This window comes from Oricola thermophila (assembly GCF_013358405.1).
Lineage (GTDB): Bacteria > Pseudomonadota > Alphaproteobacteria > Rhizobiales > Rhizobiaceae > Oricola > Oricola thermophila.
On sequence record NZ_CP054836.1, the window covers coordinates 2,140,170 to 2,158,330 of the forward strand.

The window sequence follows — 18,161 nt, forward strand, 5'->3', positions numbered from 1 at the left end:
ATGCGTCAAAAGTGCGCTACTTCTCTACGTTCCCGAAGCGCGCTCACGCATTGATTCCGATCAAGTATCGTCAACTGCATGCGCCAATGAAACAGATTTCCCCTGATCGGGCCACATTTGGAATCGGCGCCCTCGTTGCATGACGGCATGCCGCATAACTTCCGGGCGAAGAAGAACGAGGCTCGAAATGCGTCATTTTCCGATCTTTCTCGATCTATCCGGGCGGCATGTCATCGTCTCCGGAGCGGGAGATTGCGCCGTTTCGAAACTGCGTCTCCTGCTCAAGACCGAGGCGTCGATCACCGTTTTCGACTCCTCGCCGTCGCCGCAAGTCGAGAAGTGGGCTGCCGAAGGCCGCGTCACCCTTTCCAGGCATCCCATCCGGCACGGCGATGCCAACGGCGCGGCGCTGCTCTATGCTGCAAATGACGATGCGGACGAGGATGCCCGCGCCGCCGAGATCGGCAGGCAGGCCGGAGTGCCGGTCAACATCGTCGACAATCTCGAGGATTCCGAATTCATCACGCCGGCGATCGTCGATCGCGATCCGGTCACGATTGCCATAGGTACGGAAGGTTCGGCGCCTGTGCTGGCGCGCAGGATCAAGGCCGAACTGGAAGAACGCCTGCCCGCCTCGCTGGGGATCCTCGCCAGGATCGGCAGGAGCTTCCGCGGCCGTGCCGAGCTTGTCCCGTCGGGCCGCAGGCGGCGCGACTTCTGGGCCCGCTACTATTCCGGCGAGGGCGATGCCGCCCTCAAGTCCGGCGGCGAAGCCGGCGCGCGGGCAAAGCTGGAAGAGTTCCTGACCGATGCCATCGAGTCCCGGCCGAGGCAGGGCAACGTCGCGCTGATCGGGGCCGGCCCCGGCGATCCCGACCTGCTGACCATGAAGGCACGGCGCCTGATCGACCAGGCCGACGTGGTGCTGCATGACCGCCTGGTGCCGCAGCCCATCCTGGAACTGGCGCGGCGGGAAGCCATCATCGTCGAAACGGGAAAGACCGGTTACGGCGCCTCCTGGCGGCAGGAGGACATCAACGCGCTGATGATCGAGCACGCGCGGCGCGGTGCTCAGGTGGTCCGGCTGAAATCCGGCGATCCCGGCATATACGGGCGCCTCGACGAGGAAATCGACGCGCTTGATGCTGCGGGTATCACTTTCGAGGTCGTACCCGGCATCACCGCGGCTGCGGCGGCCGCCGCCGTATCCGGAATTTCGATGACGCGGCGCGGACGCAATTCGTCGGTTCGTTTCCTGACCGGACGCGACATGGAGGGCTTTGCCGAACATGACTGGCGCGAGCTGGCGAAACCGGGCGCGACGGCCGCGATCTACATGGGGGTGCGGGCCGCGGGCTTCCTTCGCGGCCGGCTGATGATGCATGGCGCGAAGGCGGATACGCCGGTCACGGTGGTCGAGAACGTTTCCCGTCCGGACCAGAAAACCGTCGTCACCACAATCCTGACCCTGCCGGAAGCGCTGGAGACCGCACGGATATCGGGACCTGCCGTCCTGCTCTACGGCTTGGCACCCCGCCGGACCGCGAATCCGATTCAGGTCGCTGAAGTTCCGATTCACGAAAAGACCGGAGTCCTTTGAAATGGCTCGCGAATACAAGCCGCGTATCGTCACCGCAAACGACCTGATCGAGGGCGATGTCGTCTATTTCACGGCCTCGCACAACTGGTCACGCGATATCGGCGAAGCGGTGGTCGCCTGGTCGCGGGAGGCTGCCGAACAGCTGCTGGCCGCCGCGCAGGCGCAGGAGAACCGCGTGGTCGGACCATATCTCGCGGAAACGGACATCGGCGAGGACAACCGCCCGCAACCGGTCCATTTCCGCGAGGTGTTCCGCACGCGCGGACCATCAAACTACTTTCACGGCAAGCAGGCAGAAACCTGATAACGGGATACGGGCTACATGTACCGCTACAACGATTTCGATGAAGCCTTCGTGCGCAACCGGGTCGCGGAATTCCGCGAGCAGGTCCGGCGCCGCATCGACGGATCGCTCACGGAAGACGAATTCAAGCCGTTGCGGCTGAAGAACGGACTCTACCTGCAACTGCATGCCTACATGCTTCGGGTTGCAATCCCCTATGGCACGCTCAATTCCCGGCAGATGCGTCAGCTGGCGCTGATCGCCGAGCGTTTCGACAAGGGCTACGGCCATTTCACCACGCGCCAGAACATCCAGTTCAACTGGCCGCGCCTGAAGGATGTGCCTGATATCCTCGAATTGCTGGCCGACGTGGAAATGCACTCGATCCAGACCTCCGGCAACTGCATCCGAAACGTGACCGCGGACCATTTCGCCGGAGCCGCCGCCGACGAGATCGAGGATCCGCGACCGACGGCGGAACTGGTGCGCCAATGGTCGACCGACCACCCGGAATTCCAGTACCTGCCGCGCAAGTTCAAGATCGCCGTGTCGGGATCGCCCAACGACCGAGCGGTGACGAAGGCGAACGACATCGGCCTGCGCATGGTGCGCAACGAAGCCGGCGAACCCGGCTACGAGGTAATCGTGGGCGGCGGGCTTGGCCGGACTCCGATGATCGGCAAGACGGTGCGAGAATTCCTGCCAAAGGACGACCTGCTGCCCTACCTCGAGGCGATCCTGCAGGTCTACAACCTGTCGGGACGACGCGACAACAAGTACAAGGCACGCATCAAGATACTGGTACACGAGACAGGCCTCGATGAGCTCAAGGCCCGGATCGAAGACGCCTTCGAACGCCAGAAACGGGCATTCCCGGGGGTTCCGGCGGACCTGATACGGCAGATCGAGGAAGCCTTTGCACCGCCGGAGTTCGAAAACACGCAGTCGCTCGCATATGAGCAGGCACAGGCAGATAATCCGGCCTTCCGCTCCTTTGTCGAGACCAACGTCGCGGAACACAGGAACCCCGCCTACGGCATCGTGACCGTGTCCCTGAAGCCCATCGGCGGCACGCCGGGCGACGCCACGGCGGAACAAATGCGCGTGCTCGCCGATCTTGCCGAGCGCTATGGCCATGACGAGTTGCGCGTCTCCCACGAGCAGAACATCATCCTGCCGCACGTGCGCAAGGCGGACGTTCCGACCGTCTACGCGGCGCTGGGCGAAGCCGGCCTGGCGACCGCAAATATCGGCCTCCTCTCCGACATCATCGCCTGCCCCGGCATGGACTACTGCTCGCTGGCGACTGCGCGCTCGATCCCGGTTGCCCAGGCAATTTCCAAGCGGTTCGACGAACTGAATCTGGAGCGCGAAATCGGCCCGCTCAAGATCAAGATCTCGGGCTGCATCAATGCTTGCGGCCACCACCATGTGGGGCACATAGGCATTCTCGGGCTGGACAAGGCTGGGCGCGAGAACTACCAGATCACCCTGGGTGGCGACGGCACGGAATCAGCGACAATAGGCGAACGGACAGGGCCGGGATTCGACGCTGAAGACATTGTGCCGGCGATCGAGGCGATCATCGAGGCCTACCTGGCGCTACGCGAGGATGCGTCGGAAACCTTCCTTGAAGCCTACCGGCGCCTCGGCGCGGAGCCGTTCAAGCAGGCGATCTATGGCGAAAACGGAGACAAGGCCCGTGCCGCATGACAGTATCAAGCTGAAGAATGCCGAGGCAACGCCAGCAAGCGGCCAGTCGTCCTTGGCGCATACACGCGCAGTGCTGCGTGAGGTGCTGGTGGACAAGAAGCACGGCGAGATCGCGGTCGTTTCCTCGTTCGGCGCGGAGTCCGCGGTGCTGCTGCATCTCATCGCCGAGGCCAATCCCGCGGCCCCGGTGATCTTCATCAACACGCGGATGCTGTTTGCCGAAACACTCGCATACAAGGACGAGCTTGTGAGCCGCCTCGGCCTGACCGACGTACGCACCGTCGCACCGGACAGCAGAACCGTCCGCGAGATCGACCCCAATGGCCGCCTGCATCGAACCGATCCCGACGCCTGCTGCGACTTTCGCAAGACGCAGGTGCTGAGCAACGCACTCGAAGGCTTCGACGGCTGGATAACCGGGCGCAAGCGTTTCCAGGCGGTGACGCGCGAAAGCGTCGACATCTTCGAACGTTCGCGGGACGGCAAGCTGAAGGTGAACCCCCTCGCCTACTGGTCGAAGGAAGACGTCAAAGCACATTTCGCGGCATTTGATCTGCCTCAACACCCGCTCGTCAGCCATGGTTATCTTTCGATCGGCTGTGCGGTCTGCACCAGTCCCGTCAAGAACGGCGAGGATGAGCGGGCCGGACGCTGGCGTGGCCTGGACAAGACCGAGTGCGGCATACATTTCGAAAACGGAAAGCTGGTTCGCTCAGGCGACGCCGGCGCATGGAAACAATCATGAGCATCATCGTCACCGACAACGGTTTTGCGGAAGACGAAGTCGCCAGCGGTGCATTCACCGTGATGTCTCTCGAACAGCTTCGCACGGCTGACATATCGGGACTGCCGGGTGCCATCGCACTCTGCGTCGACAACGACACCGATCCGGACAGTATTCTTCCGTTGCCGGAGCAGGTGGCGCTTGTCTCCATTGCCTTCCCGTCCTTCGCCGACGGGCGCGGCTTCTCACTGGCCAGACGGCTGCGGCAAGCGGGCTACACCGGCCGGCTGCGGGCGGAGGGTCATCTCATCGCCGACCAATATGGCCAAGCGCGCCGTGTCGGGTTCGACGAGGTGGCCATCTCCGACGAAATTGCAGCACGCCAGCCGGAGGAACAATGGCTCGCGCGAGCAGAATGGCAAAACCATTTCTACCAGATGCGATTGCAGACGAGCGCCCGAACGTTCTAATAGGAAAATCCGCATATGAACGACCTGACCTCAATCAAAGAAACCGGGGCGCCCGTGAACGTCGCCACTCCGCTACCCGACGGCCAGACCGTGACCGAGGTCACGCACTGGACCGACAAGCTGTTTTCATTCCGGCTAACCAGGCCTCAAAGCCTGCGGTTCCGTTCGGGCGAGTTCGTCATGATCGGCCTGCCGGGAGACAACGGGCGGCCGATCCTGCGTGCCTATTCCATCGCCTCTCCCTCATGGGACGAAGAGCTCGAATTCTATTCCATCGCCGTCCCTGACGGGCCGCTGACCTCCAAGCTCGTGCATATCAAGCCGGGCGACCAGGTTATCCTGAAAACGAAGCCGACCGGCACGCTGGTCGTCGACGCGCTGCTTCCTGGCAAACGTCTCTACATGATCGCCACAGGAACCGGCATCGCGCCTTTCGCCTCGCTGATCCGCGATCCCGAAGTCTACGAAAAGTTCGAGCAGGTCATCCTCACACATACCTGTCGCGAGGTTGCCGAACTGGAGTATGGCCGCAAGCTGATCGAAAGCCTCATCGACGACCCACTGATCGGCGAGATGGTGGATGGCAAGCTCGTCTACTACCCGACGACGACGCGCGAGGATTCGCCGAAGATGGGGCGCATCACCGACAAGATCCGCTCCGGCGAACTCTTTGCCGATATCGGTGCGCCGGCATGGACCCGGGATGACGACCGGGTGATGATCTGCGGCTCGATGGGCCTCAACCTGGAAATCAAGGAGCTGTGCGAGGCCGCCGGGATGGAGGAAGGCGCCAATTCCAAGCCAGGCCATTTCGTGCTGGAAAAGAGCTTCGTCGGCGAGAGCACAATTCTCTGACCCCTGTTCCGGTCTCCCGGGAATCGAAAGCGCCCGCGTTTCCGACGGGCGCTTTCTCGGGAATCGGCGTCGGTGCGATCAACGCGCCTTGTGGAGAGAGGCAGGCCTAGCGCAACCCCTCCAGATTGGGATCGGGCTCAACTGCCGCCCTGCGACGACGTCCCGCTTCCGAGGGGCAAACGCCGATATCCCGCAACTGCCTGTCGGTGAGCGCGGCAAGTTTCCGCCTGCGCATGATCATCCGCGGGAATTGAATGAACGCGCATGACATCCTGTCCAACCAGACTATAACCCTGACAGCTGGTTTCGATTTTTCGGCAGCATTCGTCCGGCTTGTCGCCGGTCCCTGGAATTCCGAATAGGTGCTCATCTCGGTGACACTCCCCCGATCCGGGAATTGCGCGATGCCAGCCCGTCGCCTGCGCTGCGGAAAACGCGCAGGAGTCGGTCAACAACGCCCACCCGGACCACGTTCCAGAGCCATCGGTTCCGCGCCCTGCGCATGACCGAAACCCGGTCGATTGCTTCCAGACCGGCAAAGATTCCATTCCTCATGGTGAACCCGCCAATTTAGAGTAACAAAGGATTGAACAGACTACCTCTAGATTGTTGTAGAAATATTTGCATTTCCACACACCTAGAGTATCTGAAAACATTTTTCGTCTTCACTGGATTTTTCTGCGTATAATTTGCTTGCGATCCACTCTCTAATCTGGCGCCAATGGTCAAAATATGCCTATTGCAACAAACATGAGGGGCACCATCGTATACGTCGACAAGGAGTTCGACCCGAACTTCCTTTATTGCATGGACAAGGAAGGCAATTCTGTCCGTTTCAGCCGGGCGGAACGGATATTGTTGAAGACGTTTTCGAAACATCCCGGCATCGTTCTGTCGCGCGATACCTTGCTTGATGCCCTTGCCGGTCCCGGATCCGATGCCTCAGACCGCAATGTCGATTTCCTGATCAACAGACTGCGCCGGAAACTCGGAGATTCCGCTCGCAACGCCAGGTTCATCGCGACCCAGTACGGAGAGGGCTACGTGTGGATAGCCGAGCGCGCCGCGCCTTCGCTAATGGCACAGCACGCGTTTCTCGTGGTCGGTCCGCTGCGGGGATTGCGCTTCATTGGGCCACATGCGGGACTGGCACGCACTTTCGCCCGAATACTGGCCACGCAGATCGGCGCCAAGCTGGCAAAGGAGCACGAGATAGTCGTAGACGAGAATTGCCCGGGCCCCGACCGGTTCCCCTCGGATCCGCCTCAGTTCGCGGTGGACCTGAACTTCCTGCTCGTTGGCGACAGGCTCGACTGTGCATTGGTACTGAAGCGCTTCGCTACCGGCCAGATCATCCGGGCATCAAGGCACACGCTTGCCGAAGCACTTTCGGCACAGGGCGAGAACCTTCCCGAAACCGTCGAGGCCATCGCGACCGACATCTGGTCCGCAGTCTGGAAGGCCCTGGCGCAGGAGGAGGCGCTGGCGCAGCCACCGCCCGACAAGCCGCTCGCCGTGCGCATGCACGACGCTGCCGCGATGCTGACGCAGAATCCGAGCTGGATGGAAGCCGAGGCCCGCCTTCGTTCCACGCTGGAAAGCAATCCGTCCAGCCATGACGCGGCCGTGATGCTCGCCACTTGCCTGCATTCGAAATACATCATGACCGGAACCGTGAAACCGCGAGGCACGGACCGGCGGCGGGAAGACGAGGACGAGATGGAACGGCTGCTTCTGACCAGCCTTCCTCACCTCAATGACAATCCCGTCCTGATGATGGCCGCGGGCAAGCTGCTCTATTTCCTCGACAGAGGACACCGTTCCCTGGGAGCGGAAATCATAGAAAACGCCTTTCACTCCAGTACGGCGTTTGCCACTGCCTTCACCACATATGGCCAACTTCAGATGCTGCTGGGTGATATCGACGAGGCTCTGGCACTGTACGAGCGGGGTTTCGAAATCTGCGAGCCGGGGTCGGACTTCTATTTCTACCTGTTTGTCCTGAAGTGCCAGGCTCTGATAGCAAAGGATGACCGCGAGCAGGTCGATATTCTCCTTAACGATCTCTTTGACAGGTTTCCGGCGGCCAGGGCCGGACTGTCCGTCATGTTCGCACCCGACACGAGCGTGGACCTTCATCCGGAAACACGAGCCCTTTTCGAGGCCATGAGCCTCGAGCGCGCACGGGACCTGCTGATTTGGATGAACTACGTATCCGCCCGACTATTCCGCTTCCAAGAACACGGTGCCAATATCCTCAAAGGCCCCACCTCGCATCTGTTGCTGCGGTTCGGGCGGGACGTCCTCGCCGATGAGATAGCACACTACTTCCCGGAAACCGGTGCGACGGTCCGGGCGAGCAGGACCGCCAGCCGGAGGCGGGCCCATACCAGCAGACAGAAAACAAGAGACAGACGGAGTTCCGCCTCGTAGTCCCAGCCGAGCATTCTGACAAATTGCGATCGCAAACTGGCTCCGGTATTTGCTAATGAACGGAAGGCGAAACCGCTCCGCCACTTTCATTCATCCGGGGACTTGCATGCCACACACGGTAATTATCGGGGGAAGCCACGCGGGCGTGGCCGCGGCAGCGGCGCTGCGCCAGCACAACGCGGAGATGGACATCACAATTGTCTGCGCGGAGAACGAACTGCCCTATCAGCGGCCACCGCTCTCGAAGGCCTACATGTCTGGCGAAATGAGCCTGGACAGGCTCCGGTTGCGTCCCGCCGAGTGGTACGACGAAAATCGGATCGCGCTCAGGCTTGGCGATTCAGCGACTTCCATCGACCGGGGAACTCAGCACGTCCACCTGGCCTCGGGTGAAAGGCTGAACTATGACGCGCTCGTACTCGCGACTGGGGGGGACGCGCGGCGACTCGCGACCGAAATGGGCGGAAATCTGGCAAATATTCGCGTCATGCGCACGCTTGCCGATGCCGACGGCCTCATGGAACTCATGAAGCCGGGCCGAAAGCTGGTCGTGATCGGCGGCGGATATATCGGGCTCGAAGCGGCCGCTGAAGCGGCGAAAAAGGGACTCGACGTCACCGTCATCGAAGCCGCCGAGCGCATCCTCAACCGGGTCGCCTGCAAGGAAACGGCGGATGCCTTCCGCGCCCTCCACGCCGCACACGGCGTGACCATCCTCGAGAACACCCGAATAGAGCGGCTGATCGGATCCGGCGGCAATGCCACCGCCATCAGGCTGGCCGATGGCCAGGTACTGCCGCTCGATCTCGCAATCGTGGGAATCGGGATCACGCCGAATGTGGAGCTTGCCGAGGCGGCAGGGCTGGAAGTGGCCGCCGGCGTCGTGGTCGACGATCACGGGCGAACCTCCGATCCATCCATCTACGCGGCCGGCGACTGCACCGTCCTGCCGTTCGACAACATGCCGACCAGGCTGGAATCCGTGCAGAATGCGCATGACCAGGCTGCCGTCGTGGCGGCGAATATCTGCGGCATGGACAAGACCTATCGCCCCAATCCGTGGTTCTGGTCGGACCAGTACGACATGAAACTGCAGATCGCGGGACTGAACCGCGGCTACGATTCCGTCGTCGTCCGGCCGGGGAAGCGGGACGGCTCGGTTTCGCATTTCTATTTCCGGCAGGGACGGTTCATCGCCGTCGACTGCCTGAACGACGCGGCGACCTACGCAATGTGCCGAAAGTTTCTCGATGCCGGCGCAGAGATCACGCCCTATCAAATCGCCGACCCGGAATTCGACCTCCGCGCCGCGATGAAGGCACTCCAGGGCTGACTAGAGCGTCGACCGGTCAACGACATCAACGCCATCGGCCACCCGGTCGCTCGGATGGGTGATTACCATTGTGCCCTCCTCGACGCCGGACACGATTTCCGCCATCAGCCCGCTGCGGCGTCCGATCTCGACGGGGACCTGGCGGGCGACACCCTCGTCGTAGATGAAAAGTGCCCATTCCCCGTCCGCGCGGAACAGGGCCGAAACGGGCACCTGCAGGACATCGCTGCCTTCCCAGACGATTATGCGCACGAAGACCGCATAGCCATTGCCGAGGCCCTTTCCCGCGATTTCCCCGTTCTCGAAATCGAGCGTCACATCAACCCGCTGTTCCTCGATGCCGAGGGCCGAGACCTTGGTGCGGGCCGCCGGCTCGATTTCGCGGACCCTGGCATGCAGCGTCTCCTCGCCGCCCCATCGCTCGACAAGTGCCGGTGCCCCCTCCTCTATGCGCACGGCTTCCGACGAAAGAATGTCGGCAACGATTTCCAGGTTGTCGGGCTGGCCGATGGAGAGCAGTGGCGTACCGGCCTGAACGGGCCGTTCGCTGACATTGACGATATCGAGCACGACGCCGTCAGCCGGGGCCAGGATCGGCACGCAGCAATTCTCGTCGACCTCGCCATCCTGCATCAGCCCCGGCTCTATCAGCGCCGCCCTGGCGCGTTCGAGCGCGCTCTCGGACGCCGCGCGATTGGCCCTGGCCGCATCGAGCGCCGCCTCACGCAGCGCCTTGATCTGGGCCGCATCCTCAAGCTGGGTCAGGGAAGCGACACCGCGGTCCACCAGCGTCTGGATGCGGGAATATTGCGTGATGGCGTAATTCAGCTCTTCCTCGGCCTGGCGCACGGACGTATCCGCAGCCTGAAGGGCGGCTTCCGCCTCCCGGACCGCCGCCTCGGCCTGGACGCGGGTGCGCGCATCGAGAAAACCTATTTCCGCCGGCCGAACCACGGCAACAACCGTTTCGCCACCTACCACCCTTTCGCCAACCGCCACAGGCGAGCGCTGCGCGGTGCCCGCGATCGGGGCCGAAACCTCGTAAATATCCTTTATCCGGGTCTTGCCGTCGGCATCGACCGTCACGCGCATGACGTCTCGCTTCGCAGAGACAATATCCACGGGAACGGGATCATCCCGGAACGTCACGTAGAGCAGACCGGTCAGAGCCGCGAGGCCCGCCAGAATTCCCACATTCGTGCGAAGATTGAACGGCATTGACTACTCCCGCGTTTTCATGACCGAGACAAGGTCGAGCGTATCAAGGCGACGACGCACCACCAGGACCGAACCGACAGCGGCGGCGATCGCGACGAAACTGGCAAACCCGTAGGTGTGGCTCTTGAGCACAACCGGGATGGTGTAGAGATCACTTGCAAAGGCGAAACTCATGCCCCAGGCGATCGTCGCACCCAGAACCCAGCCTATCGGCTGGGCGACGACGGCGAGAATCAGCGTCTCGCCCATCAGGATGTACGACACTTCGGCATTGGTGAAACCGAGGATGCGGAGGCTCGCCAGTTCGCGCGCGCGCTCCGAGAGCTGTATGCGCGCGCTGTTGTAGGTGACGCCGATGGTTATCATGGCAGCGATGGTGATATAGATCATCGACTGGATCACCATGTTCTCCTTGATCGTGCTGCGGAATTTCTCGCGCGTATCGGTGAGCAAGATCAGGCCAGCGAGTTTCGGGATGTTCTTCAACTCGCGGTGCAGGTCGTCGATCCTGGCCTCGTCGATCAGGACATTCGCATGGGTAATGCGGGGCGACTGGCGGAACAGCCGCGCCAGATGCTCCGCGTTCATGTAGGCTCCGATTCCGAAATACTGCGTGACAACGCCGCTTACCGTCAGTCTGTGGCTCTCGCGACGCCCGCTCAGAAATTCGACATCGACCGGATCGCCCGGTGCGACCCCGAGCTGGCCGGCAAGCCGCCTGGTGAGCAGAATTCCCTCCTGCGGCGCCGTGATGACCTTGCCGTCCGGGTCGATGACACGGCTCAGGTCGGCTTGCGGCCAGCTGCCCTCGACGGTCACACGCTTCTCGAGATGGCCATTGGTCAGCCTGACCGGCAGGTTGAGCTGTCCCTCCGCCCGAAGGATGCCGGGCAGTCTCTCGACCTCGGAAAGTATCGAAACGGGCTGCTCGGAGGTAAACAACAGCACGCCGTCCTGCAGGTTCGACTGGAAGAAGGCGACGTCGATGATCTCCTCCATGGAATCCTCGAAAAAGCTGGAGGCAATAAGAACGGCAACGCCGAACGCCATGCCCAGCGAAGTCAAGGACGCGCGCAGGGGCCAACGCGTGATGCCACGCAGGATCATCATGGTCGGCTGCTTCAGCCGCATCGCGGCCAGCAGCCTGTCGAACAGTCCCCGGCGGAAATTGGGCGGCGCGGGCGGCTGCATCGCAATGGCGGGATCCAGCCGCGCAGCCTTCAGCGCGTTGAACACCGCACCGAGCGCAGCGGCGAGGATGCCGAGCGCACCCGAAAGAACGTAGGTGAATTTCGACACGCTGAAGAGCAGGTAAGGAAAGGTGAAGAACTCGGCATAGATGAGAGCCATGCCGCGGGCGGCCCATGTGCCGAGCGCCCAGCCGATCAGCACGCCGAACACGGCGATCAACACCGCGAGCGCGATGTAGTGCATCGCCACCGCGAAATTGGTGTAGCCCAGCGCCTTCATCAGGCCGATCTGGCTGCGCTCCAGCGCAACGATGCGGCCGATCACCATGTTGACCAGGAACGCGGCGATTCCGAAGAACACCGGCGGCAGGATGCGCGCCGTGGTCTCGAGCCCGAGCAACTCGGAGTCGATGAAGGCATCGGACATCTGCTGGTCGCGTCCGTAGGCTCCGGTCCCGCCATAGGGTTCGAGGATATCGTCCAGCCGATCGATCACCTCCTCCGGATCGGCATCGAGCGTCAGTTTCAAGCTGACGTCGTTGAACGCGCCGGACATGTCGAAGGCAGCCGATGCCGCATTTTCCGACATCCACAATATTCCGAAATTCTCGTTGTCGGGCATCAGAGCGCCGGGACCGATCGTGTAGACATATTCCGGAGAAAGGGCGGTACCGACGATGGTGAGCGGTCGCTTGCGTCCGTTGAGGTTGGCGTGAATCACGTCTCCAAGCCGGTAGCCGTTCGCCTGGGCGAAAGGCTCGTTGACCATGATTTCGTCGGAAGCCTCGGGATCCGGAAGCCGCCCCGACCTGACGAGCGGCACGTTCAGCACGGCACCGTTGTCGGACGGCAGAGAGATAATTCTCCCGGTCGCGGTCTTCACGCGATCAGGCAGATCGAGCACCGCATCCTTGACGGTACGAAGTTCCACCGCCCAGACACCCTCGATACCGGAAATCTCGCTCTCAAGGCTGCGCGGAGCGCGGGTGGCCGAGGCGAATATGTCCGCGAAACGGTTGCGCTCGTAGTAGGCCGCCCGGGTATTCTGCAACGCACCGTACATGCCGTATGAAATCAGCAACACGGCCACACCGCAGGCAAGAAGGAGCGCAATCGACAGGCCCTGCGCCCACAGGCGGCGTAAATCACGGAGCAATTTCTTGTCGAGCGCCCTCACCGCATCACCACTGGATCTCGTGCGGCATGATGCGCGACTCGTTGACTTCCACTTCCTTGATCTTCCCGTCAAGGAACCGGACGACCCGATGCGCCATCTTGCGGATCGCCGCATTGTGGGTGATCACAGCGGTCGTCGTGCCGAACTGCTCGTTGATCCGGTTCAACGCCTCCAGAACGGTTACCCCGGTCCTGATGTCGAGCGCCCCGGTCGGCTCGTCGCAAAGCAGGATTTCCGGCCGCTTGGCTATCGCGCGGGCGATTGCCACCCGCTGCTGTTCGCCCCCCGACATCTCCGCCGGGAAATGATCCATGCGATGCCCGAGACCGACCAGATCAAGCGCCTCCTCCGCCGGCATCGGATCGCGTGCAATGTCGGTGACAAGCGCCACATTCTCCCGGGCCGAAAGGCTGGGGACCAGATTGTAGAACTGGAACACGAAACCGACATGATCGCGCCGGAACCGCGTGAGTTCGCGGTCGTTCATCCCGGTCAGGCGACTTTCGCGAAACCAGACGTCACCGGTCGTAGGCCGGTCCAGGCCGCCGAGGATATTGAGCAGAGTTGACTTTCCGCTTCCGGAAGGACCAAGCAACACCGCCAACTCGCCGCTGTAGAGTTGAAGATCGACCCCGGCGAGCGCATAGACCTTCACCTCGCCCGTATCATAAACCTTGGTGATGTCTTCGGTGCGAAAAACAATCTCGTTTTCCGGACGTGCCTCCATATTGCCCCCTCTGGCACAAATTCCGTCCGCTTTGGGCACCAATCGTGCCACCCCAAAAAAACGGGTGCGTTGATCCTTCTCAAGCGTCGTTCGGGAAATTCACGCCTGCCACACGCTTTCCGATACACGAGCCACTCGCTCGCCTGAATGTACTCAACGGCCGCCGACAGTTTTCCTCCCGACAGATGCCCGCAAACGCGGCAGATTCCCAATCTACAACACCGGAAAACGAGAAAATCCCACCGCAGAAACTTTTCCATCCGACAAAGCAGAGGAATTTCTGCTTCATCATTTAACCCCCCGTTAAACCGGAATTAGTAGTCGTTACTAAGGCAATGAAGCCAATTACAATCCGACATGAAGTCTGACACGACGTCAACGGTGCGGTGCCGCGCCGGACGTTTCCAACGAGTCAGGACATGCCATCCAGCCCAAAATGCCAAATCCGGAAGCAACGCCTTATCCTGGCGGGAAATTTTCTCGCCGCTTTCGCGGTCATTGCGGCGATGGCCGCGGTACCGACCGGTAACCGGGTCGTGGTTGTCGCGCCGCCGTGGAGTTCGCCCGATCGCGTCATCGCGATCATCGCTGATGCCGGAGGCACGCTGGTGGACGGGGGACGCGGCGACTGGCTCGCCGTTGCCGAAGGATCATCGCCGGACTTTGTCAATCGCCTGTTTGCTGCCGGCGCGTTGTTAACGCTTGATGGCCGGCTCGCCGCGACGTGTTTCAGAGGAGCCTCGACATGAACGGACTATCGACCTTGCGCCAGAGGGCGTCCATTCTCGTCATATCAATGCTGTGGTTCAACGTTCTGTTGGTTGCGACGCGCGCCGTCTGGGGAACGGATGCAAACTGGTCCGTGATGGTCGGTGGTGCCGTACTTCTCGCAGCAGCGGCAACAGTTTCCTGGATGGCCGACCGGACCGGGCCGGCAACGAGAACGGCCACGGGAGCAGCGCAGGCAGGCCTGGTCGCCTTGCTGGTTTACGGCTTCATCGATTCACCGCTGCAGATCGACATGCACATGTATTTCTTCGCAGCGCTGGCAATTACCGCAGCCTGGATCGACTGGCGACCGATCGCTGCCTTCACGGCCGTGACCGCACTGCACCACCTGGCGCTCTATGTCGTCCTTCCGGCCGCCGTCTTTCCGGGAGAAGCAACTCTCGCCCGCGTGGCATTGCACGCGATAATCCTGCTTGTCGAAGCCGGAATCCTGTTCAAGATGACACAGAGCATGGCAAACGCCTTCGCTGACGCGGAGCGGGCGCTCGCGGATTCGCAGGAATCGCGGGAGGCCGCGGACCGCAGCAGCCGCGAGGCCGAAGCGGCCCGGATATCGGCCGAAGAAGAGCGCCTGGCGCGGGAGCGAGCCAAGGCGGAGGAAGCCCAGACCGTACGCACCGTTGTCGACACGCTCGCAGACCATTTGAAGACGATGGCCGAGGGAGACCTTACCGCACAAATCACTACGCCGTTCCCCGGCGAACTCGACCGGTTGCGCGTCGATTTCAACAAGTCGGTCGAAATACTGTCGGCCGCGCTTCACGAGGTGAACGGCAACGTGCGCACGATCCGTGCGTATGCCGGAGAAATCGACACCTCGGCCAACGATCTCTCGCGGCGCACCGAACAGCAGGCAGCGGCAGTGGAGGAAACATCCGCTTCTCTCGAACAGATGGCTTCGACCGTCTCGGAAACCTCCAAGAAGGCAAGCAGCGTGGCAGCCAAGGCCAACGAGGCACGCGAGACGACCGAAACCTCCGGTGTCGTTGTCCGCGACGCCGTCAACGCGATGGGCCGGATCGAAGCCGTCTCGCACGAGATCGCCCAGATCATTTCCGTGATCGACGAGATCGCCTTCCAGACCAACCTGCTGGCACTCAATGCCGGCGTCGAGGCCGCGCGGGCCGGCGAAGCCGGTGCGGGGTTTGCCGTCGTCGCCCAGGAGGTGCGCGAACTGGCCCAGCGTTCCGCCGACGCGGCCAAGCAGATAACCGACCTTATCAACAAGTCCACCGGGGAGATCTCGACGGGAGTCGATCTCGTGAAGGCAGCCGGCGAGGCGCTGGATTCGATTTCGGGATATGTCGGCGAGATCAACACCGCGATCCAGGGTATCGCCACCGCATCGCAGCAGGAGGCGGCCGGCCTGCACCAGATCAGCAAGGCCGTGGCGCAAATGGACGAGGTCACGCAATACAATGCAACGATGGCGGAAGAGACCAGCGCCGTCGTGCACAAACTGACCACGCAGGCCGGTGACCTGGCCGATCTCGTCGGCCGGTTCCGCCTATCAGGCGAGGCAGCCGAAACCGAACGGGCCACTGCGGCGGCATAGACGGGTCCACCCCGCCCTACAGGAAAACAAGGGCCCTTCCGCGCAACATCGCGGAAGGGCCCTTCTGTTTCTACATGTACCCTGATCCGGCGGCGGCGCTCGTCGCGCCGGCATCGCCGGCAGTCTCCTCCTAGCCGTACATCGGGAAACGGCGCTTGACGATTTCCTCGAGCGCGGAAATCCGCACCGGCTTGATCTCGCGCGGCTCTCCGGACGGCTTGTCGCTTCCGCCGTTCTGCAACATCGCGACGAACTCGTCAGCGGGAACCGGCTTGCCCCAGTAGTATCCCTGACCGGTGTCGAAGCCGAAATGCTGGATCATCATCGCGTCTTCGGCGGTTTCGACTCCCTCGGCAACAGTGGTCATGCCCAGATCGCGGGCAAGTTTCGGCATCATGCGCAAGATCGGCCAGTTCCCCTTCCCGCTGCCGACGTCACGCACGAAGGAGCGGTCGATCTTGATCGTGTCGATCGGGAAGCGCGTGAGGCTGTTCAGGGACGCGAAACCGGTACCGAAATCGTCGAGGGCGACACCGACGCCCTGCTCACGCACCTGAGTCAGGATCTTGATGAAATCCTCGGAGGAGTCGATGATCGTATTTTCCGTCAGCTCCAGCTCGAGCAGGTGCGCACCGAGCCCGGCATTCGCCACTGCCTCACGGACGTCATCGAAGAACCGGCGCGTCCTGACCTGCCAGGGAAAGAGGTTCACCGCAACGCGAACCGGACGATCAGCCTTGACTTGCCACGATGCGGCCTGCTGGCAGGCCTCGAACAGGGTCCAGCGGCCCACGTCGATGGACACCTCGTTGTTGGTCAAGACCTCGATGAACTGGCCGGGTTGCAACAGGCCCCGCACGGGATGCCTCCAGCGCAACAGGGCCTCCGCGCCGGCAATCGCCCCGGAACCGATATCGACCTGGGGTTGGTAGTGCAGCTCGAACTGGCCCTCCTCGACGGCCGCGCGCAATTGCGACACGAGGGAAAAGCGGTCCTCGACCGCAGCGCGCAGATGCGGAGTGAACACGGAAGACGTGCCGCGGATGGACTTGGCCTCGTAGAGGGCGAGGTCGGCGTTGGAGACCAGATCCTGAGCCGTCTTGCCGTCGGTCGGCGCATGGACGATACCCGCGCTGCAGCCGATACCGATCCGATGCCCCTCGATCATGAAGGGCCGGCGAATGAACCGGATGGCCGTGTTGACGAATTCCTGCGCCGTCACGTGATCGGGGCAATCGGGAAGAATCAGGGCGAATTCGTCTCCGCCTATGCGGTAAAGACGCATGTCCGGTCGCAGGATTTCGCCCAGCCGTTCACAGAATTCCATAAGCAGCCGATCGCCGCTGTGGTGGCCCAGCGAATCGTTGATATCCTTGAAATGATCGATATCGAAAATGGCGACCCCGGTGCCATTCGATTCCGGCGCCATGGTCTTGAGGATACGATCAAGGTCCTCGTTGAAGGCGCGACGGTTCCGAGTACCCGTCACCACGTCCAGATAGGATGCCTTACGGATTTCGTCGGACAGGCGGACATGATCGGAAATGTCGCGCACGAAACAGACCATCGTTCCATCGGCGCCCATTGGCCTGAGCCACATGTCTACGGGGATCTCGTGCCCTTCCTTGTGGCGACCGAATATCTCCTGGACGCGCCCCATCGGCTTTTCATGGGGCCGGACCTGAAACCGCCGGCGAATCTTCTTGTGATTTCCGAACCGCTCCGGAACAAGCAGTTCGACGGCCTCGCCGATCAATTCGTCGTCCCGGTAGCCAAACAGGTTCCCGATGACCGAGTTGACCGCAACAATCCGGCCCTCCGCGTCCACGACAAGAACCCCGTCCGGGATTTCGTCGATCCCGATCGTGCGCATCGTCCCGTCAATCAGGGCAAGCGGCAGGTCTTCGCGGGCACGGATGGCCGCGTCGTGCACTGCCTGCGATTGGCGTTCCTGCTTGACCTGAGGTCTCGACATACGAAACTCGATCCACAAAACCCGGTGATAGCTTGCAGACAGGTATTGATGGTGCGTTAACTGCCCCTGACCGCGCCGGCCGGGTACGGAGTATTGCAAACTTATCGTAAGCAAATACT

The 18,161-nt window shown here is 61.9% G+C and carries 15 protein-coding genes; 10 read left to right on the forward strand and 5 right to left on the reverse strand.

Features of this window, described 5'->3' with window-relative positions; translation table 11 throughout:
- Nucleotides 1-187: 187 nt before the first annotated feature.
- Genes cysG through HTY61_RS10430 form a run of 6 tightly spaced genes read left to right on the forward strand, consistent with a single transcriptional unit; the run spans nt 188 to nt 5,645 of the window.
- The gene (gene cysG / locus HTY61_RS10405) at nt 188-1,600 is read left to right on the forward strand and encodes a siroheme synthase CysG (RefSeq protein ID WP_175276724.1); all 1,413 of its coding nucleotides are present in this window, start codon (nt 188-190) and stop codon (nt 1,598-1,600) included.
- A 1-nt stretch (nt 1,601) separates the two neighbouring features.
- Nucleotides 1,602-1,904, forward strand: a complete 303-nt coding sequence (locus HTY61_RS10410) for a DUF2849 domain-containing protein (RefSeq protein WP_175276725.1) — start codon at nt 1,602-1,604, stop codon at nt 1,902-1,904.
- A gap of 18 nt (nt 1,905-1,922) precedes the next feature.
- Nucleotides 1,923-3,596: a nitrite/sulfite reductase gene (locus HTY61_RS10415; protein WP_175276726.1), complete on the forward strand. Its 1,674-nt coding sequence runs from the start codon at nt 1,923-1,925 to the stop codon at nt 3,594-3,596.
- Nucleotides 3,586-4,341: a phosphoadenylyl-sulfate reductase gene (locus HTY61_RS10420; RefSeq protein ID WP_246272778.1), complete on the forward strand. Its 756-nt coding sequence runs from the start codon at nt 3,586-3,588 to the stop codon at nt 4,339-4,341. The genes HTY61_RS10415 and HTY61_RS10420 overlap by 11 nt, the downstream gene beginning before the upstream one ends.
- Nucleotides 4,338-4,790 carry a DUF934 domain-containing protein gene (locus HTY61_RS10425; protein ID WP_175276728.1) on the forward strand — a complete coding sequence of 151 codons (453 nt, stop codon included), beginning with the start codon at nt 4,338-4,340 and terminating at the stop codon, nt 4,788-4,790. Before HTY61_RS10420 ends, HTY61_RS10425 begins: the two co-directional genes overlap by 4 nt.
- 15 nt (nt 4,791-4,805) lie before the next feature.
- The gene (locus HTY61_RS10430) at nt 4,806-5,645 is read left to right on the forward strand and encodes a ferredoxin--NADP reductase (RefSeq protein WP_175276729.1); all 840 of its coding nucleotides are present in this window, start codon (nt 4,806-4,808) and stop codon (nt 5,643-5,645) included.
- A gap of 106 nt (nt 5,646-5,751) precedes the next feature.
- Here the strand turns inward: HTY61_RS10430 and HTY61_RS19700 are convergent, their stop codons facing one another.
- Nucleotides 5,752-6,015, reverse strand: a complete 264-nt coding sequence (locus HTY61_RS19700) for a DUF1127 domain-containing protein (protein WP_428978260.1) — start codon at nt 6,013-6,015, stop codon at nt 5,752-5,754.
- 380 nt (nt 6,016-6,395) lie between these two features.
- On the opposite strand from HTY61_RS19700, the gene HTY61_RS10440 reads away from it, so the two are divergent.
- A complete protein-coding gene (locus HTY61_RS10440; protein ID WP_175276731.1) occupies nt 6,396-8,078 on the forward strand; it encodes a winged helix-turn-helix domain-containing protein in 1,683 nt (560 codons plus the stop codon).
- Between the two features lie 106 nt (nt 8,079-8,184).
- Nucleotides 8,185-9,411 carry an NAD(P)/FAD-dependent oxidoreductase gene (locus HTY61_RS10445; protein WP_175276732.1) on the forward strand — a complete coding sequence of 409 codons (1,227 nt, stop codon included), beginning with the start codon at nt 8,185-8,187 and terminating at the stop codon, nt 9,409-9,411.
- Here the strand turns inward: HTY61_RS10445 and HTY61_RS10450 are convergent, their stop codons facing one another.
- From HTY61_RS10450 to HTY61_RS10460, 3 genes are read right to left on the reverse strand one after another with little or no spacing between them, the layout of a single operon-like run.
- Nucleotides 9,412-10,629: an efflux RND transporter periplasmic adaptor subunit gene (locus tag HTY61_RS10450; protein ID WP_175276733.1), complete on the reverse strand. Its 1,218-nt coding sequence runs from the start codon at nt 10,627-10,629 to the stop codon at nt 9,412-9,414.
- Nucleotides 10,630-10,632: 3 nt separating this feature from the next.
- Complete coding sequence (locus HTY61_RS10455) at nt 10,633-12,975, reverse strand: ABC transporter permease (RefSeq protein WP_197945304.1); 2,343 nt, start codon at nt 12,973-12,975, stop codon at nt 10,633-10,635.
- 25 nt (nt 12,976-13,000) lie between these two features.
- Nucleotides 13,001-13,723 (reverse strand): ABC transporter ATP-binding protein, encoded by a 723-nt coding sequence (locus HTY61_RS10460; protein WP_175276735.1) that lies wholly within the window; start codon nt 13,721-13,723, stop codon nt 13,001-13,003.
- 506 nt (nt 13,724-14,229) lie between these two features.
- On the opposite strand from HTY61_RS10460, the gene HTY61_RS10465 reads away from it, so the two are divergent.
- Together HTY61_RS10465 and HTY61_RS10470 are read left to right on the forward strand one after the other, a co-directional pair.
- Nucleotides 14,230-14,472, forward strand: coding sequence for a hypothetical protein (locus HTY61_RS10465; protein WP_175276736.1), 243 nt, complete (start codon nt 14,230-14,232; stop codon nt 14,470-14,472).
- Nucleotides 14,469-16,067: a methyl-accepting chemotaxis protein gene (locus HTY61_RS10470; RefSeq protein WP_175276737.1), complete on the forward strand. Its 1,599-nt coding sequence runs from the start codon at nt 14,469-14,471 to the stop codon at nt 16,065-16,067. The genes HTY61_RS10465 and HTY61_RS10470 overlap by 4 nt, the downstream gene beginning before the upstream one ends.
- 130 nt (nt 16,068-16,197) lie before the next feature.
- Here HTY61_RS10470 and HTY61_RS10475 read toward each other — a convergent pair whose 3' ends face one another.
- Complete coding sequence (locus HTY61_RS10475) at nt 16,198-18,042, reverse strand: putative bifunctional diguanylate cyclase/phosphodiesterase (protein WP_175276738.1); 1,845 nt, start codon at nt 18,040-18,042, stop codon at nt 16,198-16,200.
- Between the last annotated feature and the right edge of the window lie 119 nt (nt 18,043-18,161).